Genomic DNA, 21413 nt, shown 5'->3' with positions numbered 1-21413 from the left:
AGGTGGAATGCTCCGTTCAGATCATTCGGCCCACACCACTCATCTACGCACTCTCTCCTTCTCCCACATAATATTCCACGGCGGTCAAAAGCGATCCGTGGCTCCCTGGTAACGGCAAATACCACGGCGTTGGATCTATCACGTCCATTTCTGCTTCGGTCCGGAGCACTTTCTCACCGTCCGCAAACTCGTCAGCGACTCTGGCTGCGCTCGCCGCGAACACAGTCGGTGTTGCTTGTGTCTTCGCCCACGTGTGTTCCCATCTGATAGCATCAGCCGGATGGCCGTGCTTGATCAGCTGAATTTCGTCGGGCTCGTTGCTCCAGCTCAGATCAATACTGACTGGCGTGACACCGGCATCCATCGAGAACCCCGTAATGTCGGAAGGGGCTTCGTTTTTGTAGGTTGGTGCCCCCTCGATCTGGCGAACTTCGTTTCTGGTGGCCACTCCGTAGTCATGGGTGGGCTCAAATCCCTCGAGCTTGTAGTTCTTGAAACCGTCCTCATCTATGGCTTCGCCTGGCCGCAGTTCGTACTCGCTCAGCGTGCTGATGAGTTGCTCGCCGTCTCGTTTCTGCCGGAAGACATACTCATCGACGAACAGTTGTCCGTACGCCCGTTCCACATCCTTGTTGGTAAACTGATCCCGTCCTGCGGGCTCTCCGATCGTGACTCTGCGACCACTCGTATCAGGACACCCCCACTGGTCGGTCCACGCTTCGAGATTCGTGGCATCCGAGAACAGGCCGCTTGGCTCGAAGCACCCGCCCGATCGTGCTGAAACCGTTCGATCAGTTGCGCCTTTCAATCCTTCGTGTACCCTTTCGACGGCGCTTTGAGCGGGACTTTCGTCACTGGCCGCGCGGGTTGTGGCCTCGCTGTCACGGCGTTGGCGTCCCCTCGTCGTGTCGTGGGATCGTCGTCGTTCGTCGCCACGGCCGGTACTGACACTCCCGAGTAGGTAATCGACATGCCCGCTACTATCGACTGCAACTCGATAGCCGACGACGGCTTCGTTCTCTCCGGTCACCGGCGACGGCATCATCGCAGCAGCATCTCCACCGTTCGACTGGGCCGAGATCTCGTCTGTATTCTTCAGTGCCCGTCGATTGGCCGTTTTGATGTCCGCCTCTGAGAGGGGAGATTCACTCGCGCCGAAGACGGTCTCGCTGACGGTTGTCGGTCCCATCACACTGCGTAATACAGGAACGCTTGCCAGTGCGAACGACGTAGACGCCAGCGAGAGGAACTTCCGTCGACGCATTATATACAATCTCCAATCCGATTATCATATCAGTCTTTCTATCCTGCTATCACATCCGCATGTTCGTGTCGGCTGAGTGGCCCCATGCTCGGGACAACCCGTTTTCGCCAAGCCGCCGCAGTGGTGTGGCTCTTCTCTTGCCTAACGACGGATGCAAGTGCACATTTCGCGTGGGCATTTTCACCCGGTGGGATGTCCAGCCAGGTGGCGTTCTCGTCGCCGATGGTATCAGTAGAACGAAATCTTTTATAAATATGCCTACAACCAATTCACACATGTCACTGTCAAGAGATGCGCTCCTATTCAGTATCCTATTGATGGTGTGGGTAGTGCAAATTGAAACAGGGGGAGTTGACCCCATCGCGGAACAGCAGGCAAAACTTCCGTTATTCATCGGCGGAATCGCGCTACTCGGAAGTGTTCTTTCGTCGCTGTACTCCATGCTTGAAGAGGCTGAGCCTGAGTCCTCGGGGTGACACGGACTACTACTGCGGTGATCTAGCCCCCATTCGACCGGGTATTGAGATTTTTCAAGTACCTCCTCTTTGGAATTCAGGAATAGGCCTGACGCTGCCCGCCGGCGGCGATGCCGAGGAACTAGAGTTCGCGATCGAGGTGGCGTTCCCGGACGTGCCATTGGGCCGGTGGTGGAGGGCCGGTTGGTCGCGGTGGAGTGAATCTGAGCCTACCTGTTCGACCAGGTGTCGGTCGGCAATTCACCACGTCGGAAGTTGAAGTCGATGTCGGTCGGCGCGCTCAGATTGTCCCGAAGTTTCCAGAGTGTGAACGTGTAGTCGTAGATTGACTCCGGTTCGCTGGGGTCCGGATCCGAATTACCATCGGGAGATGTTGAGGCACCTTTTGCGTAGACGTGTATCGCTTGCCCGTCGATTCTGACATCTCGGTATTTTCCCAGAGCGTAGTCAAACGGGAGCGCACCGACGATCGCCGTGAAGAAGTATTCGCCCGGCTCGAACCGCTGTTGCAATTGGCGCATACTATCCTGTTCGTGCCCCGTCAGATTTGGCCATCTAACGTTCCGATCGATCCAGTCCGGATCGGTCGCGAGCCAGCCGTCCGCGGCCGGTGCCGCATCGAGGTTCGGTTGCCCCTTCACGTACGGTTCAAATGCGCGCCAGCTCAGATTCGTTCGTTTTCGCGCCCTTGGCTCCCCGAGAAGGCGACTGATTTCTGCACAACCGGCCGTCGATCCGAGTGCTGTCGCTACCACGCCGAGAAAACGCCTTCGGTTCGTTTCATCTTGTTTTGTTTCCATTCTGAGAACTTGTTATTCAAACCGGGTCTGGGTCAACCCACGAGTCACCATCATCCATCTCCTCCTCTGTTGCGTGTGTTTCAGCTCGCCACACTTTGGTTTCGCTACCGAACGTAATTGAGGCATCTCCACTCGAACTGAAACTCTGAAACCTGGGCCCGGCTGTCCTTGTATTTGGAATCCACGCCACGCTTGGCAAGCCCAGTTCGCCAACGATCTGTACTCCAGCCATACTTTCTTCTTTTTCTACTGACTAATTATATGTTGCATCCGATTTTCCCGCATACTGTCGTCTTCGTCTTACAGATACGGTGGGTATATTTTGGTCCGAATAGCTTTTGCCAGCCACCCTTCTATTCGACCGTCGTGGCGATCACCGACAATATCTACATCAAGAACCACCGCCAGTTCGTCTCTCCGCTGGAGATGTCCTTCCCGAAGAGTGCCTTCGCCGGCGCGTTCCCCTTCGAGACCTTCAACGCGATGCAGGCCGAGACATTGTCGGCCCTGATCGAGACCAAGGAGAACGTCGTCGTCAGCGCACCGACCGCGTGAATGTTCTCTCCCCCCATTCTCGCGTTGTCTCTGGATCGCCCGCCAAGATTTGGTCTGGGATTTGATCTCGACATCCGTCCAGATATCTTTCAGCGATTCGCGGGCCGCACGCTTTTGCTCCCGATCGGCTGTGGTATCGCTGAGTAGCCGGTGAGCATTCCTGACATTGAATCCCGTTCGTTGCCGAGCAAGACCAAATTATCGAAAATCATAGCTCAGAGACGATCTCCCACGAGAGATAAAGCGGTATCGTATAGCTCAGAGACGATCCTCCACGCGAAATATAGCGGAATCGCATAGATCAGTCCGAGGGCTATCAAAGTAATGAAGGCCCCCAAAGATGGAACGTCACCTGGATGTGGATAGACTTCAATGTATATTAGAGCTAAAAACCAGAGCTCGCCGCAATTGAAAATGAATGCTTCAGTATCCATTGTATTTACTAACTTAAATTACTTTTTTAGAGCGTCTTCTGGATCATGGGGATCAGCAAAATCCCATAAAGTAGACGCGCCGGTGTCTATATTTATACCAAGCTTATCTGTAATAATTTCGACACTATCGATCACTCCTTTCCCCGTCCATGTAGTAAGCTTTTCGCAATGTTCATAGTATCCTAATACTGTTCCTGCAACCCCATCTAAATTCTCTAACTCAGCATAGAGCTCAACATATGACTCGTTCGGAAGAACTACTGGGTCGGCTTCCAGATCGACCACTCCGATAACACCACCACCATCGCCATCCAAAGTTCCTGAAAAGAAGTCCCCCGAATGAGGATCTTCAGCGTAGATGTCTGGCTCACCGACTGACGACCAGTGGTCGGGATTGAAACCCACACCGATTGCATCCTCCGCATATGTGGCCGATCCCCAAGATGATTCGACATTTCTCAGATTCACCATAACATGCACACTGATTTGGTCTGTATTAGGGATAGCGACAGTAGCTGTACTTATCTCTGAATCATCTTCGATATACCTGTCCATTGTTTCAAGTTCATCATCTTTCTCCGATGTATCTTCTGCTGAAGATGAAATATGGGAATACCCCCGACCCGATTCGGACAATATTGAATCAACTCCAGATGATCCTTCTTTACGAAATGCCTCACTCATTTTCTGATGCAAATCAGAATTCTTGCCGGACGGTGTGAATGAATTCTGTTGCTTGTCATCTTCTTCCTTTTTTCCTGCATGCTGTCGTCTTCGTCTTGCAGATACGGTGGTACTGCTTCCGACCCCAACGACCCCAGCGGCGACTATCCCAGTTGTTTTCAAAAACGATCTCCGACTCTTTTCATGGTTTTCAACCATACAGGGTGATATCATAACAACACAATAAGTCTTTTCAATCTACAATCTGGTTAGACCATTATAACTTACATAATTTCTAATTTGGATATAACTATAATAGATATTACTTATTAATATATTATATTATATAGTGCGGATGAATGTACCATCTATACTATTTTCCTAATCGATATATGAGTGTCCGTCTCAGTCACGTGGGTCACGTTCGAACGTGACCGACGGATTAGCTGGCGTTACTGGTCTTTGCGACCGACACGGCCCCCTTCTCGGCGATGACTTTCTGTGCGTCGATTGTCCCGCTGACCTGCAGTGTCGCACCTGGCAACACTCTGACTGTTTCGGCACTCTGCATATCGCCGGACACGACTGTTCGGTTGCCCGTAACAACCACCGTCCCGGATGCGTTGATTCCGCCGTGGAACGTCGCGTTCCGGGCGATCACGTTGTGACCGTTCACCTTCCCATTGACTGCAGTCCCGTTCACGACGAGGGTACTGTTCGAGCCGGCGCTGATCCCGCCGTTCGTCTTGCCATCCACAAACACGACTGACTCGGCGGCGACCGTTCTGCCGGGCTGTGCCTTCCGTGCTATTTCGACCTGCCCGCCCTCGACCGCATGCTCGATGTCGGGCTGGACGCTCGCGTTCGACGATAGTACGTCCGAAAGGCGTGCATCCACGAGTGCACGTGCGTCGGCCGTATCAGTCTCGTTCGCGTCGGATTCAGCATCAACCTGTGCATCTATCCCCGCGTCAGCTACGACACTTCCACTTTCTGCGACGTCGACGCGTTGTGCTTCGATCGTCCCCTGCACGCGTAGTGTCGCACCGGGCAGAACTCGGATTAACTCCTCGCACTGCAGATTTCCGGATACGATTGTTTGATTACTTGCAACGACGACGGTCCCAGAGGCATTGATTCCACCCCGGAACGTTCCGTTCCGTGCGATCACGTTGTGCCCAGCCGTCCTCCCACTGACGGACGTGCCGTTCACGACGACGGTACTGTTCGGGCCAGCGTCGATTCCGCCATTACTTCTGCCTGTGACGTACAACACAGAATCACCTTTGACTGACCGGCGACCGTACGCCACGCCGGCTGTCCCGACACTGTCAGTGATAACTGCATCGTGGATGTCAGTTCGAACCTGCTTTGGCAACTGCTCCGCAGGTAAACGCTCCGCAACCGCGATCGTCGCGATGGCCGTACTCGCCGAGAAGCCTTGCAGGTCGCTGACGGTCAGGGTTGGATTGACCGCACCCGGCTCGGCGTAGCTCACAGTGGTCGTCGGCCTGGTCGTCGTTCGGTCAGTGGTTCCATCACCGTCAATATCCCACTGATAGCTATCGATTCCGAGATCGTCGAATGAATTGCTCGCGTCAAGCCGAACAGTGCTGTTCACGGTGATCAATGTCCGATTTGCCGTCACAACGGGTGTTGGACGACGACTCCCGACGACGACCGCGTCCGTCGCCGTCGTCTCGACGTAGTTCCCCGCCTTGTCGATCGCTCGCACGGCGACGCTGAGGCTGCCGCGGTACTTCTCCAGCGGCAACGTCGCTGTATACTCGCCACTAGCCGTCCGGTGTAGTGGGACTTCCTGCCATTCGGTTCCACTCTCGAAGGGCGTACCGGTCGGTGAACCTGTGGTGTTACGCGTCCCGACGTAGAGCGTGGCGTTTCTGAGGCCACTGCCGGCATCGCTCGTTCGAATCGTCACGCTCAGATTGCCGTTCGGTACGACGTTGGTCGCACTCTGGCTTTCGAAGATCACGTCCGGAACGGCCGGCGGTCGCCGATCGCTCCCGTTCGTCGACGCCGCGAACGTCGTCACGGTGTCGTTCGACAGCGGCGACATTCCATGTTGGTCCTGTACGCGAAGCCGCACCCTGTCGATCCCTTGCTGTCGGGCCGAAAGATATGCCGTCGCATAGTTTCGAGTTGTCGTTTTTGTCCGGTTCCCGTTAATCCAGACCGTGTACTGTTCGCGGGGGCTATCACTCATCACGTACCCACGTGGTGGCTGGCCGACCGTCGGGAATATTGCCGCCTCGAAATAACGGTCGGAGAGGGACCACGACTTGAGCATCGACCGATAGGGCTGTTTCTTGACAGCTGTTCGGATCGCTTCGCCGCCTTCGAGAGATCGGACGAAGGCCTGTCCCGTTGCCGTCCACCTGACGTATCCGGACTGGCCGAATGCAACCGAATCGTGATATTGGACGATACTCGGTGATACGCGAATCGTCTGCTCGTGACGATCGGCGAGCCCTCCGGTTGTATATGCCTGCGCGAGCGAGACGTCGTCGAACTCATCAGCCGCCAGCGTTGCCGAATACGTCTCGTTCGGTCGACCACGGTAATAGGAGACGTGTTGAGTCGCAAGGTTCTCCACGTTGACCGTGTCGTGCCTGTGAGAATCTTCGATGGTCTCGGAGACGTGTTTCAGGTGGTAGATCGTCGGCGTATCGAACGTCCTGGCCTCGGGTGAGACTGTGATCACTCGCCGAACTGCGTAGGTCATCCGCTCGGTCGGACTCACACGCACCGTTCCAGTTCCGGCGTCGTTGGCGACCAGTCGCACGTCGTACGGTGCGCCATCGACGGTGGCGTTTAGGGCCACTGTCCGGTTGTGTAATGCTGACGCGGGCTCCGGCAGCGATGACGTTGCGATGCTTCGTCGCACTGTCCGGTGTTCGTCGAGGATGATCGTCGCCTCCCCCTGTACGGTCGTTTCGTTCGCTGTGACAACTGGCTGGCCATTATGCCGGCTCGTCGAGACCGCAACGTACGTTCCGGGTTTCGAAACGGAGAATGTGGTTGTCGATCCACCGATTTCACGGGGGCCGTACACGCGGTCGGTGTCGGTATTCACTACTGCGACTGTGTCGTTGTTCTTCGATCCGAACCCCCGCTTTTTGACTGTAATCGTTCGCGAAGGAGTGTATCCGAAGATCGCTGTCTTGTTCCCGACTGTGATCCGTCCGGAATGTGGTACCGAGACTTCGTCAGTCGGACGCACTGTGACTCGAACAGTCGCTGATTCGGCAGGCTCTAAATGTAGCTGTGTCCGGTTGAGCGAGATGTCATCCGGAGTACCTGATTCGACGGAGCGAACCTCTGCGGAGATATTCATTTTCCGTGATGTGTTTCCGAGATTTGTGGCCGTGAATGTCCGGGATTCACTCGAACCAACTGTCACGGTGTCAAAGTTTATCGTAGCTGGTTCGACAAGCACCTGTGTATCGATCGCTGCCGAGGCATTCACGATGCCCGCCCCTTGCGTGTACACGTCGGCACCTGAGAACGGATCCGCGGTTGATGTGATCGCATGTTTGATCCGCTCGTCACTCCATCCGGGATGTGCCTGTCGGACCAGCACGCCAGTCCCAGTGACCAGCGGTGTTGCAAAGGATGTCCCCTTCGACGTCCGGTATCCGCCGTCGGTACCAGGAGCACGGACGCTTGATCCTGGAGCAACAACGTTCGGCTTAACGTACTTCCCGTGCGGTGTCGGGCCTTGCGGGGTATACTGAGCAAGCTGTTTGTCGCCGATACTCGAACCGACCGTCAACACTTCGCCGAGTGTTCCGGGTGAGGTGATCGATCCATATCCGGGCTGTTTCCCGGACGAAGTAACTACCAGAACGTCCTGCTGTGATGCCCTGGCGATACTTTCTCGGAATAGGTCGTTCTGGCGAGTGCTGGTCGCCGGGTGTCCGAGGCTCATCGAAATGGCGTCTACATCTCGTTCGAGAGCGTATTCGATGCCGGCGATGACGTTAGCAACGCTTCCGTCCCCAAACCGATCGAGTACGCGTGCATCAACGATATTCGTGTTGGGGGCAACGCCGACGTACGTATCGTTTGAGGCTGTTCCATCGCCAGTAATCAACCCGGCAACGGCGGTACCATGCCGGGCGAGGTCAACAGTTGTCCCCTCTCCAGTGAAATCCTTCTCGGCAATTTCCGAACCATTGATGTCCGGATGGGATTCGTTAACGCCGGAGTCCAGAACTGCGACGGTTAGCCCTTCTCCTGTGACGTTGTATCGATTCCGTGCAATCTGGGCATCGATCGCCGTTCTGCTGGGTGCTGCTGTGGCCTGGACTTTTGCGTTATAATACACGTGCGCAATCCGATCGCTTGTTTTGAGGCGTTGGTACACCTCTGTCGCCTGCGCCTTGGGGATAGTGATAGACGTACTGTTTATAATATCCAGATTATGGGTCGTACGACTGCCCGATCGACGGAGTAGCCGCCGACCACTATGGCGGCTTTGACCGTCACTGGTCCACTTGACGATGATCGGCAGTGATCCGCTCTCTCGATCAGTGAGGTTTTGCTGGCGAAGGAGGTCAACGTTGAAAAGCGTCCGATCGAACCGTGAACGGTTGACGCCGTCGGGGACTACATAGACGCTGGTATCCGTCTCGTAGATCGTGCCGTTCGTATTGCCGAGGAAACGATATTGTGTCCCGTTAGCACTGTCGACAATGGCCACTGTATCGCCAGTGATGAGAGTGACATACTCGACTGAAGTCTGGTTGTTTTCCGTTGCCGTAGACTGTAGTCCCGTATTCACTGCTGGATCCGACAAATTTTCCACGGCAGTGCTCGCTGACGCAGCACCGGTGGCTGACAATACCAGTAGAATCAGGATCGCTCCGAGGAGAGCAGCAGTCAGAACTGAACTCTTTCGTTGTCCTTGCAGCTTGTACTTCATTCCACTATAATTTCCATTTCTTTCAATAATTCTCATCACAACTCCAGATTATATAGTGTATATATAAATTTAACGGAAAGTATTTTTGAGTTGAGGGTCCATGATTTCGATGGATGATTTATGGTGATTTCAGCTAAACGCATCCACTTCTCCTCTGTCGACCAAGCGACGTGTGGACTGAATCATACTGACCGATGCTGCTCCGACGAGTCGTCTGTCTGCCCGACGCGGGCTTACGCTCTTCTGACTGGCGTGTCGTCGCTGCAACCGTTGCTGGGGCCGAGTAGGGTCCGACTCCGGTCCAGTTCTCGCAGCTGTGCCCTCATCCTCGCAAGCGACTTGTCGGCGCGCCCGTCCTAATCACTCCACGGGTTCGATCCGCACCGTCGCGCCCCCGTCGAGATCCGCCAGCGGACGCACGTCTTCGATCCGCGCGAGTGGCGCGACCGGGGCTGCCGCTTTCGGTGTCTCGTCGGTGCTTGCGGGTGTCGGCCCCCAGAACAGTGCGATCACTTCACCGCCTGCCCAGTAGGCGATCGTGCCGACCGGCACTTCCTCGCTCGTCGTCTCCGGCTGGCCGTCCAGACTCGCGTCGAAGTACAGTTCGTCACCCCACCGGGCCGCCTGGCCTTCGACCGGCAGGGCATCAGCCAGGGCGTCCCGAAGGTCGGGACTCTCGTCGAGCCATTCGGCTTCGAGCGTTCGATCGTCGACGGTGAGTTCGAAGTCCGCCATCAGCTCCAGGTACGCTTCCGTCCCTCTTGTAGCCCTCCGACCGAAGCTGGCCCGATCGAGCCTTTTTCGCCTCAGTAGCACGTCATTCGGTGTCGGCGGGGCCACCGCTGGATCGAACCACCCTGGACGGGATTCGACTCCGAGCTAGCAACCCCAGTGTCGAACCGATACTTTTCTCCGAAGACCGGTTGGAGATGGGATATGGCGCTGCCGAACTCGATTCCGTCGGTGGGGGGTGGCGACCGGCCGAGCGGCCGGTGGTGGGTACGCCTTTCCCTCGTCGTCGGGCTGCTCGCCGGTCTCACCGCAGTCATTTCGATGGCCGTGGTTCGTCCGGCACAGTTCTCGGTCGCCACCGACGTCTACGCCCGGGCGGGCCGGGCCATGCTGGACGGCGAGGCGGTCTACGCCGTGAGCCCGACCGGTACCCCCGGATTCACGTTCAAGTACCCACCTGTCGTCGCCGTTCTCTCGATCGGGTACGGGCTCATCGGGCCGACCGCCGCTTACGTCACGCAGGTCGGCGTCAATCTGCTCGCACTCGGCACCCTTGCGTGGCTCGTCCTGGATCGCCTCCCAACGAAGTCTCGGATCGACCGGCGACTCGCCGCGCTCGCGATCCTCGCCGCCGGGCCAGTCACCAGCACGTTCGTAATGGGACAGATATCCCCGGTCGTGGCCCTCTGTGTGGGTGGCGGCTTCCTCGTCGCCCTCACCGACCGCGCCTGGCGAGGAGGGGTCGGATTCGGGCTGGGGGCGCTCATCAAAGTCTATCCCGGCGGGACGTGGGCCTGGCTGTTTGCCCGGCGCTCCTGGCGGGCACTTGCCGTCGCGATCGGGGTCCTGGCCGTCGGGTGGCTAGGGAACCTCGTGGTCGGCATCGAGTTGACCCAATCCTACGTCACGACGGTCCTCTTTGAGGAGTCTTCGACCGCCGTCTTCGCGGGTGGGCCGCCGCTTCGACCGGCCCACGTGACCGTCATGCGTCCGCTGTCGGCACTGGGCGTCTCGGGCCCGTGGCTCTGGATCGGGGCCGCTGGCCTCCTCGGCCCGCCAGTGCTCGCGTGCTATCGTCGACTCGACGAGCCGGCCGGTGCCGAGACGGCCTTTCTCGCGACGGTGATCGGCCTGCTGGCGGTCGTCCCGCTGGAATGGTTTTACTTCACGCTCGCTGTCGCGCCCCTCGTCTTGGTCGCCTACCGGATCGAGAACCATCCGGCAGTACGCGTCCTCGCGATCGGCACGATCCTGCTCTGGCTCGCTATCCCGCCCGAGCCCCTGCTGATGATGACGAGCGACCTTCCGGCCGGGCTGGGTGGGGCTGCCACATGGCTGGCTACGGACGTCCTGCGACGGATTCAGCCCCCATTGATCGGCGCGTGCCTCGTGCTCGGGGCCTGTGTCTGGGTCCAGCACGACCTGGCGCGCGGTCGGGCCGTCTGTCGCCGGACGGCCGACGAGGAGACGTCGTTCACTCCGGACTGAGACGGTCGGTGCTTACAATCGTTCGAGCAGGCGCTCCCGCAACTCCGCGACGTCCTCGGCGACGACGTCCGGAATCGAGCGGTCGATGTCGTTGTGGACGCCGGTGAAGCCGATCGTGAACGCGCCCGCCGCTTTGGCTGCCGACGCCCCGTTCGTCGAGTCCTCGATCGCAATACAGTCCGTGGGATCCTCGCCGGCAAGCTCGGCCGCTCGCTCGTAGACATCCGGGGCGGGCTTGCCCGCCTCGACGTCGGCCGCGCTGACGATCGCGTCGAAATCGTCTTCGAGGTCGAACCGGTCGAGCACGACATCGATCCAGTGATGTGGCGAGGAGGTCACCAGCGAGACGCCGTGCCCGTCGGCGCGAACGTCCCGGAGCAGTTCGGGGACACCCGCGACGATCTCTGCCTCCTCGCCGTAGATCTGCCGACCCGCTTCCTCGAAGAGTTCGAGAAATTCCTCGCGAGAGATCGCCGCGCCGTAATTGTCGTCCAGATAGTCGTAGATCTCGCGGTAGTACATGCCCGTGGTCTCCTCTGGCGGGACCTCCTGATCGGGGACCGTCGCCGGGTAGATGTCCTCGCTCTCGTGGCGCTTCCAGTGGGCCTCGGAACTGACGATCACGCCGTCCATGTCACAGAGGACTGCAGTCATACTTCGACGTTCGCCAGGCGAGACAAAGCCGTGGCGGTTCGTGGGTGGCCGAGCAACGGTGTCGCTGTGAGTCTCGTCAGTGGCCCTGGATCGCGTCGACGACCATCGCGGCGGCCACGATCGGCTCTTTCGGGACGTCGCTCGTATCGTCGATGACGATGTCGTAGCGGTCTTTCAGCGAGAGTTCGCCGTCGATCCGCCCGACGTGGTCGCCGTCGAGGTCCGTGATCTCGTATTTGTGTGGAATCCAGCCACCGAAGGGGACGTACGCTCGCGCCAGCGTCACCATCGCGCCCCGGGAGTTGATCTCCGCGAGTTTGGCCTCCGTCCGGGCGTCCCGGATCTTCCACGTGTCCTGGAAGATCGAGTAGTCGTTGTCGAGGATCACGATGTCCTCGCCGGTCCGGGCGTCGCTGAGGACGTAGTCGCCGGCGACGTCGAGGATCCCGCCCGCCGTGACGGTGAAGACCTCCTCGCCGTCGGCGTCGACGAACGGGAACTTCTCTTTCAGCTTGAACAGCTTCTGTTTGCCCCGAAGCACGACGTTCCCCTGCTCGTCCTCGGCCCGGTACTTGTTGCGAATCAGCGACTGGACGACGGTGTAGCGGTCGTCGGTCAACTCGATGCCCTCGATGTCGTACGACTTGGTCATGCCTGCCCTGGTTTGACTCTGGTATATAAACCCACGGACATGGTTGGCCGTCCGGCGCGGGCTGCTCGGAACGATCGCCTCGGGCTACCGTGACCTGTCGCTGAACCCCCAGACGCCACTTTCGGCCGTCTGTGCCCGCACCTCGGCCGCGGCGAACCGATCGTACAGCCCGAACTCGGTCTCGTACAGCCGCGCGTAGCCCTTCTCGAGTAACTGCTCGCCGAACACCTCGCCGTCGACCACTACGTAGACGAGCAGTCGGCCGTATCCCCCACGGCTACCCGCCACCTCGTCGGTGACGATCCGGACGTCCTCGCCGGCCAGTCGCCGCTCGGCGAACGCCGTGGCGTTGTCAGCCCAGCCGCGAAGCCACGCACGCCCGCCCTCTGTATCGGGAACGCCGTCCCACTCAGCGGGAGCCACTTCCGCGTAGGGTTCGGGCGTGTCCACGCCGAGCAACCGGACCCGCTCGGTGGACCCATTCGCGAACCGGACGTCCATCGTGTCGCCGTCGATCACCTCGACGACCGTCACCGTCCAGGTCTCCTCCGCCGGGAGTACTGGCGTCCCCGTCGCCGGCGTTTCCGCGGCGGTGCCACCGGTTTCTGGTGATGTGGCCGTCCCGGCGTCCGGCTGGATGCCCGGTAGCGTACAGCCGGCCAGCAGGACGGCGATCACGACAACCACGCGGGGTCCTTCCATACAGATATCATGTGTGCCGGGGACACGAACCTTCGGGCTCCGGTACACACTGTTCGGGGATCGCTTACACCGTGTGCGATCTGAGCGACCTCCATCAGGTTTTTCGGGATCTATACGTACTGTGTCACATGCAGACGCCCTCCACCTCCCGGCTTCGACCGCTCCTCCTGGTGTCGATCGCGATCCTCGCGGTCCTCACAGGCTGTGCAGGAGTGGGGAGCCAGCAGTCGGACCTGCCGACGGCGGAGGCGGTCGAGGGGTCGCTCGCCGATCTTGACGCAGTGAATGCGACGGTCGTGTCCACACTGGACGGGACACGAATCACGGCCCGGCAGACCGTGTTCGAGGTCGGAACCGACCGGCGTCGATCGACGACACAGACCGGTGAAACGCGGTCACTCGTCGTCGCAAACGACTCCGTGACGTGGCGATACGACCGAGCCGCGAACACCGTCCAGCGGACGCGACGGGTCGAGGGGGACCAGCAGTCAACCACCAGCATTTCGCGAGCGATGCGGTCGATCTTCGGGCGATTGAACGCACCGGCGGACGAGTCCGAGCGGGAAGCGGCACTCGATCCACTCGTTTTACCCGCTGCCGGAAGCGGCGGCCCACAGCCGTTCACTGGACAGGTCGAGAGTTTCGAAAACGCCTCGCTGCACTACCGAGGGACCGGGACAGTCGCCGGTCGCGAGGCGTACGTCGTGGAAGCCGTCCCACAGGCGGACGTCAACACGGCCAATATCACGCTGTGGATCGACCAGGAGTGGTACTATCCGCTCCAGTGGAACTCGACGATCGTCGTCGATACGGAGCGACGGACCGTGAGGACGACCTACCGGAACGTGACGTTCAATCCCGCGATCCCGGCCGGCACGTTCACGTTCGATCCGCCGGCGAACGTGACGGTCACCGAACGGAAGATCGTCAGCCGGACTTTCGGGACCAGCGGTGAACTGGCTGCCGCAAGCGAGATGGCGATTCCCGATCCGGACGTGCCCGAACCCCTGGAGTTCGATTCCGCGCGATATTTCGACGACAACGGCACGGTCCGCACGTCACTCCAGTATACGAACGGGTCGGCGACCCTCCGGGTGACGAAGTCCGAACCGAGAGGCGACAGTGGTACTCTCCCCGAGGGCGATCGCCTCGACATCAACGGACAGGAGGCAGTGATCCAGTCGTTCGAAAGCGGCACGTCGCTGATCTGGTCCTGTGACGGATATCGCTATACGGTCTTTGGCGACGCCCCGAGAGAGACGGTCCGCGCCGTCGGCGAATCGATCGACTGCGGGTGAGCGGACGCGCCGTCAGCGGCGCTGTCAGGACCGTTCGTCGTCCGGAGTTCGCGGATGCACGTCGATCCCGTCGGAGCCGAGGTCGAAGTCGAACTCGCTGACGGTGGCGTGGAACCGCTTTCGGTGGTGGCCGTCTGGATCGAACTCCAGCTCCGTCCGGACGAGCCCGTGCTCGGCTAAGCGTTCGAGCCGTCTGTATATCGTCGGCCTGGACATGTCAGTCGCCGCACTGAGCTCCCGGCCCGTCCGGGGTTGCTCGACTACCAGTGACAGAAGCCGGCGAGCGTACGTATCCCCGAGCAGGGCGAGTATCGTCCCGCTTGGGACTGTGTCCGGTCGGGGTTCGTCTCCACGATCGACAGCGCCGTTGGGTGAGGGAGTTCCGTTCGGCGTTGAGCGGCGTCCCTTCATGGCCGGATAGTCGTGCTGTACTCCCCTGAGTTCCCAGGCTAGGGATACTGAGTCGGTACCGTGGCCGTCCCCGTCGGTGGCGTCTGTATAACTAGCCTCCAGGGCTTTAGGCGACCGGGACGAACGGTGATCACCGCCATCGCACAAATGACGTCCGCAAGACCGTTCTCGATCGGAGCGCTACAGGGGCCGGACACAGCACCACGCGAGACATGACCGACAACCCCACGAGCATCGTCGACGCCGAGCAATGGCCCGACCCGGTCTGTCACTACGGGATCGAAGACGGAACCCCGGTCGTCGAAACGGTCAACGAAGCCTTCGAGACAACCTTCGGGCCCGTGGATGCGGGCGAACCGGTGGCCTCGCTGTTCGAGACGGTCGGGCTGTCGATCGTCCAGGGGCCTGACGAGCCGGCTGTCGTCGGGACGGCCGCCGATCAGTTCACCGTCGAAACGGGCACGCAGCCGTCCGAGTCGGGGGCGGCGTCGCATGACCGATATCTCCTGCGGGTCGTCCCCACGGACGGAAACGCCGGCGGGGTCCTCCTCTTTACTCCTGTGCCGACGGGGATCGCCCGGGCGGCCGACGAGATCAGGCTGGACCACGTGGCAAGTGTGATCAGCCACGACCTTCGCAACCCGCTGGATGTCGCCAAAGCCCGCTTGCGCGCGGCTCGGGAAACCGGCGAGGTCGAGCACTTCGAACACGTCGCTGACGCCCACGACCGGATGGAACGGATCGTCGGGGACGTGCTGACGCTGGCCAGGGGGGCCGACGTCGTCCAGCCGGATGGACGAGTCGATATCTCGGCCGCCGCCGAGCGGGCGTGGGCGACTGTCGAGACCGACGACGCCGACATCGTCGTCGAGAAATCGCTGCCCACGGTCGTCGCCGATCCCGACCGCCTGGGACGGCTCTTCGAGAACCTCTTCCGAAATTCGATCGAGCACGGCGGGACCGACGTGACGGTCACTGTCGGGCCGCTCGCTGACGCTCCCGGGTTCTACGTCGCCGACGACGGTCGCGGCATTCCGCCGGGGCGACGCGAGCGCGTTTTCGAGCCTGGATTCAGCACCGACGATCACGGGACCGGACTCGGGCTGTCGATCGTCGCCCGGATCGCCGACCACCACGGCTGGTCGGTCGCGGCCACCGATTCCGCGAGCGGGGGCGCTCGCTTCGAGATCACGGGTCTCGACACCGGTTGATCGCCGAGTCGGGTTTCCCGCTCGGAAACACGGTCTACCGGTTCTTTTGTTCGGCGAACTGATTCGAACCCGGAGTCTGTTCACACGGCTCTGTGAAACGATGAACGTAGACGAATTTACCGCCGAACACGCACCGACAGAGACCGAGGAGACGTTCGACCTGGAGAACAAATACACGCTCGACGTGGCCGTTGCAGGGTCGCTGCTGGCGAAAGCCGGCTCGATGGTCGCGTATACCGGGGACCTCACCTTCACCGGCCAGGCGACTCCGGAAGGCGGGATCACCGGCTTCATCAAGGAAGCCGCGACCGGCGAGGGGACGCCGATCATGCGCGTCGAGGGATCGGGCCACCTCTATCTCGCCGATCAGCGGAAGGAAATCCAGATCCTCCGACTGGACGACGGCGAATCACTCACCGTCAACGGCGAGGACATCCTCGCCTTCGAGTCGGGACTGTCCTACGAGATTACCGAGATCGACAGCCTCGCCGGAGCCTTTGCCGGCGGGTTCACCAACGTCGCACTCGAAGGCCCCGGTCACGTCGCGCTGACCACCCACGGCGATCCGGTCGTGATGGAACCGCCCGTCACGACCGATCCGGGTGCGACAGTTGCCTGGAGCGCGACCGCGCCCGAGGTCGAGGTCAACACCAACCTCTCGGACATGATCGGCCAGGAGTCCGGCGAACGGTTCCAGATGGAGTTCACCGATCCCGGCGGGTTCGTCGTCGTCCAGCCCTACGAAGAACACGCCTGAAATTCCGTCCGAGTCGCTCGGCCGTCAGCCGTCAGTCGCTGACCGGTCCACGTCGGGCCGTCGATCGGTCGCCTCGAACACGTCCGCCAGGAGCTTGCGCTGTCCGGCCCGGAGGTGATGCAACAGCGTCGGCCCGGTGATCCCGAGGGCATCGGCGACTTCCTCGGCGGAACTGCCGCGTGGTGATTCGAAGTAATTCGCAAAGAACGCCGTCCGAAGGGCCTCTTCCTGCCGGTCGGTCAGCCTGTCGGTCACGCTGTCCCGGACTTCCCCGGTCGTCCGTTCGTCCCGTCGGCGTTCCCGTTTTGCGATCACAGCGGCATCGTAGCGGCGGGTGATCGCGTCGGCGATCCGGCGGACGTCTTCCGACGGTGGGAGGTCGACGACGACCCGATCGCCGTCCGGGCCGAACGTGGCCGACTGGACTGTGCCGCCCTGACTGAGGAGTTGCCCGAGCGGCGTCTCGGCGCGCTGAACGACTTCGATCGAGCCCCCGCCGTCGTACTCGGCGACGGTTCGCGTCTCGATCACCGACTCGTGGTCCGCCAGCACCGCGCCGATTTCGTCCGGGGACCGCTCGGTCTCGGCGTCGACGTAACAGCGAAGCTCCTCGCCCTGCGCGAGCACGCCTGTCACGTCGATCCGGGCGTCGGTCTCGGTGGCCGTGGCGACGAGTGGCGCGGCGGGATCTGCCAACCGGAACGTGAGTTCGACGACCCGTTCGGACGAGAGCAACGACCGGTTGCGGGTCGCGTTGATGGCGAACCCGGCCATCTCCCCGACGGTCCCGAAACTCTCGCGTTCGCGTTCGGAGAAGGCGTTGCGTTCGGCCGCGTAGATACCGACGACGCCGTAGACGCTCGATCCGTACGTCAGCGGCACCGCGAGCAGCGATCCCAACCCGTCGGCGAACGCCGCTCGACGAATGTCTTCGGGGACGGACTTGTCCTCGCCGAGTGACCCGACGATCGTCGGTGCGCCCCGTTCGATCGTACGCAGTTCGGGGATATCCGCGTCGCCGTCGAGTGCCGTCTTGAGCTGTTCGAGCGTGCGGCCGGTCGTCCCAGCGGCGGCCTGCAGCACGATTTCCCCGGATCCGACCGCGCGCTCGCCGACCCAGGCGAACGCGTAGATGTCGGTCCCGCCCAGCCGCCGGCAGATGGTCTCGGCGATCTCCTCGCGCGTCGAGGCCCCGACGAGGTCGCCCAGCATGTCCGCGATGAGTTCGTTTCCGATCGTCAGCCGGCGGAGGTCCGATCGTAGCGAGTCGAGTCGCTGCTCGCGTCGGCGGCCGTCGGTCTCGTCCCGGAGGTAGACGTAGACGGCGTCGTCACCGGGGACGAGATCGACCGCGAGCCACTGATCCAGTTCCGGGTAGTATTCCACGAAGGACAGCTCCGCGTCCGGTGGCGTCTCGAACGCCTGAGGGACGCGCCCCTCGACGGATGCCGGAAAGACGGTATCGATCGGCTCGCCGGCACTGGCGGCCGCGTCCACCGCGAGCATGGACGCCGCAGCGTCGTTGCCGTCCCGAACGACGCCGTCCGGACTCACTTCGAGGATTCCGATCGGTGCGTGCTCGAACCCGGTGTCCATCGTGTTCCATCACCGTGTGGCGGGCTGTTAAGGGTGTTCCCCCCGGCGATCCGACGCTGTCGACTACAATCGATGCCCGATGTACCCGCCCAGGGCACTCAGCCCGACGACATACACGATGGTGAGGAGGACGCCGATCACGAGTGCTGCGACGGCGGCCCCCGCGGTCGCTTCGGGGAGGCCCGTGAACAGCCCGACGCCGACGAACGCGAGGGTGACGAGTGCCGGAACGATCGTGAACAGGCCGGCGAAGGCCCCGGCTGCGACGCCGCTCGCCTCGCGATCGGTCGAGAGGTGACTCGCGGCCGCGCCGCCCAGCAGCGGCGAGAGCGGGACGAAGCTGAGGACGGTGTTGATGATCGCGCCGACCACGCCGAGGATCCACCGCGGGGTGCCCCGGCCGTGGCGTCGGGCCCGGCCGTGGGCCACCACGACGGCGACGCCGATGAGCACGATCGAGACGCCGGTCGCGACGAGGCCGATACCGCCCCACTCGGCGAGTGCCACCACCGCGTCGATCGCCTCCCCCTCGGTGAAGCCGTCCGAGCGGAACTCGCTTTCCTGAATCAGTGTCGCGATCTCGGGGCGATCGACGGCGGCGTACAGGATCCCGCCGCCGAGGGCGATCAGGAACCCGAGGACGGCCAGCACCCCGCCGATCGCCCAGTCGAGCGGGCGGTCGAAAGCAGGGGGTGACCGCGTCGTGGCAGTCGTTTCAACGTCTCGTGGGGATGTTTCGATCGGTTCCATACCACTACCAATGGGGGAGAGAACAAAACCCGGGGCGGCGTGTTTCACCGGGGGAAACGCACAGATCGGGTCTTTCCGTTCCGCCGAGACAGCGGTACATAGGAATGACGTCGAATACTGATCGGCGGTGTGGCGTCGGCATTCGCGGCGTCGCGATGGCGATCGACTCGATCGTCTGGATCGCCCTGTTCATGGTCGTCGTCTCCGCGGTCGGCTTCGTGAGCGGCGACTTACAGACGACGAGCGAGGGGATCGAGACGAATCTCGAAGGTGGCCCTGCAGTCGTCGGACTGGCGCTGTGGCTCGCCGTCTCGATCTGCTATCACACGGTGCTGGAATGGCGGTGGGGCAAGACCGTCGGGAAGTACCTCGTCAGCATCACGGTGACGCGACCGGACGGCTCACCGCCGTCGTTTCTGGGCTCGCTCCTTCGGAACCTCTTCCGGCTCATCGACTGGTTGCCCTTCGTTTACCTGGTCGGGATCGTCACGATCGCGGTCTCGAAATCGGACAGACGGCTCGGTGACCGGGTGGGAAACACCATCGTGATACGAACCTGAGCGGCGGCTGGATTACCAGTATCAGGGGAATTCCTTCCGAGCGACGACGCCGGACGTGCCGTCGACGGTGGCCGTCACAATGACCGTATCGCCAGCAGGATCGACGTAGAGGTACATGTACAGGCCAGATCGGGGTGTCGTCGTCGAGGCCTCGGAGTCCGTTTGGACGGCTGAAAACGTGACTTCGTCGGCCTGGAGTTCTTTGACGATCCCGACCCGGACGCGATTGTCGCCTTCCACGTAGGTAAACTCGAAGGCCCCCTCGGGAACTGCTTTCGCGACCGCTTCGGGCGGATCGACGGCCTCGCTCGCGTCTGGCTCCCCGGTCGCCGTCCGGTCGGGCCGGGTGAACTCGAAGTCGAGCACGTCCTCGCTGTAGGTTCCGCTTGCGGTCACGCGTTCGTCTTTGACCGTCACCGAGTGGTCTTCGCTCTCGGACCCGAACCGGGATTCGAACTGCTCGGCGGTCGCGCCCTCGAGCGGACGCCGGGCGGCGAGGGAAGCCGTGACCTCGCCGCTGTCGGCGTCGAAACGCACCGACGCGAGAACGTCGTCGTCTTCCCTGAGGAGGTCGGCTACGGGACGCTCGGCCGGATCGCCGAAATACGCGTCCCCGAGGTCGATCGGTCCCAGCCACCCGCCCGCGACGTGGCCGTCGCCAGCCGTCTTCAGTAGCCACTCGAACGGTTCGGTCTTCTCGATTTCCCTGGCGCGGTCGTCCGCCGTGGCCTCGACGACGCCTCGGATCGCTTCGCTCGTATCGGCGACGAGGACGGCGGTCTCACTGATCGCCGTGACGCCGTCCAGTGTCTCGTCGTCGCTCGGTTCGTACAGGGTGAACTCCCCGATCGACCCGCTCTCTTCGAGTTGTATGCCACCAGTGGGGTCGTCGGATCCGGCACGCAACCGCTCTGTGGCTTCGTCGAGGTCGATCTCGCCCCGTCCGACGGCCACGGTATCCGCCATGAACAGCTCGTCGATACCGCGGTCGGGCTGTGCCGGATCGATGAGATAGTCGAGACCGGACACGGCAATGGCAATGGAGGCTCCGGCGACCAGCCGCCCGCCGATCTCAAGCGGCCAGGTGAGCAACGGATCATCGACACTGTCGGCGCCAGAAATCTCGGTCAGGACTTCGCCGGGGCCGCCGGTCGCGTCCGCGGGAAGGATCAGCGGCAACAGTTCCTCGCCCGCCGTCGTCTCTCTTGCGATACTGAAGTCCAAATAGCCGACACGGACGCCGCCAGCTGTCGCCGGGATCCACTCCGCGTAGGACGGCGTATCGTCGTCCGCGAGGCAGCCGCCGAGTGCGACGACAGTCGCGGCCGCGCCGAGTTCCAGAAACCGACGTCGGTGGAGGGCTGTCATGGGTATAGCGAGGGCTGGGCCGGTGACCGGCCAGCTTGACGGAAGCGTTTGGCGACCAGCGCCATAAACGATGTCTTTACACACCTCGTCGTGACCA

The 21413-nt window shown here is 61.2% G+C and carries 21 protein-coding genes; 8 read left to right on the top strand and 13 right to left on the bottom strand.

Annotated features, from left to right (window positions below; all coding sequences use genetic code 11):
- Positions 1–43 precede the first annotated feature (43 nt).
- Positions 44–1264, bottom strand: coding sequence for a hypothetical protein (locus HBNXHr_RS14070; RefSeq protein WP_275882627.1), 1221 nt, complete (start codon positions 1262–1264; stop codon positions 44–46).
- 275 nt (positions 1265–1539) lie between these two features.
- On the opposite strand from HBNXHr_RS14070, the gene HBNXHr_RS14065 reads away from it, so the two are divergent.
- Positions 1540–1740 (top strand): hypothetical protein, encoded by a 201-nt coding sequence (locus HBNXHr_RS14065; protein ID WP_275882626.1) that lies wholly within the window; start codon positions 1540–1542, stop codon positions 1738–1740.
- A 209-nt stretch (positions 1741–1949) separates the two neighbouring features.
- On the opposite strand, the gene HBNXHr_RS14060 is transcribed toward HBNXHr_RS14065, so the two are convergent.
- The gene (locus HBNXHr_RS14060; RefSeq protein WP_275882625.1) at positions 1950–2381 is read right to left on the bottom strand and encodes a hypothetical protein; all 432 of its coding nucleotides are present in this window, start codon (positions 2379–2381) and stop codon (positions 1950–1952) included.
- 175 nt (positions 2382–2556) lie between these two features.
- The gene (locus HBNXHr_RS14055; RefSeq protein WP_275882624.1) at positions 2557–2772 is read right to left on the bottom strand and encodes a hypothetical protein; all 216 of its coding nucleotides are present in this window, start codon (positions 2770–2772) and stop codon (positions 2557–2559) included.
- A gap of 134 nt (positions 2773–2906) precedes the next feature.
- On the opposite strand from HBNXHr_RS14055, the gene HBNXHr_RS14050 reads away from it, so the two are divergent.
- Positions 2907–3095 (top strand): hypothetical protein, encoded by a 189-nt coding sequence (locus HBNXHr_RS14050; protein WP_275882623.1) that lies wholly within the window; start codon positions 2907–2909, stop codon positions 3093–3095.
- 215 nt (positions 3096–3310) lie between these two features.
- On the opposite strand, the gene HBNXHr_RS14045 is transcribed toward HBNXHr_RS14050, so the two are convergent.
- From HBNXHr_RS14045 to HBNXHr_RS14030, 4 genes are all read right to left on the bottom strand, one after another.
- Positions 3311–3529: a hypothetical protein gene (locus tag HBNXHr_RS14045; RefSeq protein WP_275882622.1), complete on the bottom strand. Its 219-nt coding sequence runs from the start codon at positions 3527–3529 to the stop codon at positions 3311–3313.
- 18 nt (positions 3530–3547) lie between these two features.
- A complete protein-coding gene (locus tag HBNXHr_RS14040) occupies positions 3548–4411 on the bottom strand; it encodes a hypothetical protein (protein WP_275882621.1) in 864 nt (287 codons plus the stop codon).
- 223 nt (positions 4412–4634) lie between these two features.
- Entirely contained in the window at positions 4635–9173 is a 4539-nt protein-coding gene (locus HBNXHr_RS14035) for a S8 family serine peptidase (RefSeq protein ID WP_275882620.1), read from the bottom strand.
- A 324-nt stretch (positions 9174–9497) separates the two neighbouring features.
- Positions 9498–9872, bottom strand: a complete 375-nt coding sequence (locus tag HBNXHr_RS14030) for a cyclophilin-like fold protein (RefSeq protein ID WP_275882619.1) — start codon at positions 9870–9872, stop codon at positions 9498–9500.
- 201 nt (positions 9873–10073) lie between these two features.
- On the opposite strand from HBNXHr_RS14030, the gene HBNXHr_RS14025 reads away from it, so the two are divergent.
- Entirely contained in the window at positions 10074–11357 is a 1284-nt protein-coding gene (locus HBNXHr_RS14025; RefSeq protein WP_275882618.1) for a glycosyltransferase family 87 protein, read from the top strand.
- Positions 11358–11369: 12 nt separating this feature from the next.
- Here HBNXHr_RS14025 and HBNXHr_RS14020 read toward each other — a convergent pair whose 3' ends face one another.
- The 3 genes from HBNXHr_RS14020 to HBNXHr_RS14010 form a co-directional block, all read right to left on the bottom strand.
- Positions 11370–12011, bottom strand: coding sequence for an HAD family phosphatase (locus HBNXHr_RS14020; protein ID WP_275738217.1), 642 nt, complete (start codon positions 12009–12011; stop codon positions 11370–11372).
- Positions 12012–12087: 76 nt separating this feature from the next.
- Positions 12088–12663 (bottom strand): hypothetical protein, encoded by a 576-nt coding sequence (locus HBNXHr_RS14015; RefSeq protein WP_275882617.1) that lies wholly within the window; start codon positions 12661–12663, stop codon positions 12088–12090.
- 84 nt (positions 12664–12747) lie between these two features.
- Positions 12748–13365 (bottom strand): thermonuclease family protein, encoded by a 618-nt coding sequence (locus HBNXHr_RS14010; protein ID WP_275882616.1) that lies wholly within the window; start codon positions 13363–13365, stop codon positions 12748–12750.
- A gap of 128 nt (positions 13366–13493) precedes the next feature.
- Between HBNXHr_RS14010 and HBNXHr_RS14005 the strand changes: the two genes are divergently transcribed.
- From HBNXHr_RS14005 to HBNXHr_RS13990, 4 genes are all read left to right on the top strand, one after another.
- Complete coding sequence (locus HBNXHr_RS14005) at positions 13494–14663, top strand: DUF2092 domain-containing protein (protein ID WP_275882615.1); 1170 nt, start codon at positions 13494–13496, stop codon at positions 14661–14663.
- A gap of 54 nt (positions 14664–14717) precedes the next feature.
- On the top strand, positions 14718–14843 hold the full coding sequence (locus tag HBNXHr_RS14000; RefSeq protein ID WP_275882614.1) for a hypothetical protein: 126 nt from the start codon (positions 14718–14720) through the stop codon (positions 14841–14843).
- A gap of 443 nt (positions 14844–15286) precedes the next feature.
- Positions 15287–16285 (top strand): HAMP domain-containing sensor histidine kinase, encoded by a 999-nt coding sequence (locus HBNXHr_RS13995; RefSeq protein ID WP_275882613.1) that lies wholly within the window; start codon positions 15287–15289, stop codon positions 16283–16285.
- A 100-nt stretch (positions 16286–16385) separates the two neighbouring features.
- Positions 16386–17042, top strand: a complete 657-nt coding sequence (locus tag HBNXHr_RS13990) for an AIM24 family protein (RefSeq protein ID WP_275882612.1) — start codon at positions 16386–16388, stop codon at positions 17040–17042.
- A gap of 24 nt (positions 17043–17066) precedes the next feature.
- Here the strand turns inward: HBNXHr_RS13990 and HBNXHr_RS13985 are convergent, their stop codons facing one another.
- Together HBNXHr_RS13985 and HBNXHr_RS13980 are read right to left on the bottom strand one after the other, a co-directional pair.
- Positions 17067–18638 carry a bacterio-opsin activator domain-containing protein gene (locus HBNXHr_RS13985; RefSeq protein WP_275882611.1) on the bottom strand — a complete coding sequence of 524 codons (1572 nt, stop codon included), beginning with the start codon at positions 18636–18638 and terminating at the stop codon, positions 17067–17069.
- 63 nt (positions 18639–18701) lie between these two features.
- Entirely contained in the window at positions 18702–19388 is a 687-nt protein-coding gene (locus HBNXHr_RS13980) for a DUF5518 domain-containing protein (protein WP_275882610.1), read from the bottom strand.
- Positions 19389–19492: 104 nt separating this feature from the next.
- On the opposite strand from HBNXHr_RS13980, the gene HBNXHr_RS13975 reads away from it, so the two are divergent.
- Positions 19493–19948 (top strand): RDD family protein, encoded by a 456-nt coding sequence (locus HBNXHr_RS13975; RefSeq protein WP_275738198.1) that lies wholly within the window; start codon positions 19493–19495, stop codon positions 19946–19948.
- Positions 19949–19969: 21 nt separating this feature from the next.
- Here HBNXHr_RS13975 and HBNXHr_RS13970 read toward each other — a convergent pair whose 3' ends face one another.
- The gene (locus HBNXHr_RS13970; protein WP_275882609.1) at positions 19970–21316 is read right to left on the bottom strand and encodes a hypothetical protein; all 1347 of its coding nucleotides are present in this window, start codon (positions 21314–21316) and stop codon (positions 19970–19972) included.
- Positions 21317–21413 lie beyond the last annotated feature (97 nt).

The sequence above is a fragment of the Halorhabdus sp. BNX81 genome (genome assembly GCF_029229925.1).
GTDB lineage: Archaea > Halobacteriota > Halobacteria > Halobacteriales > Haloarculaceae > Halorhabdus.
Note: the sequence above shows the minus strand (reverse complement) of the source record. Positions and strands in the feature narration are given on the sequence as shown.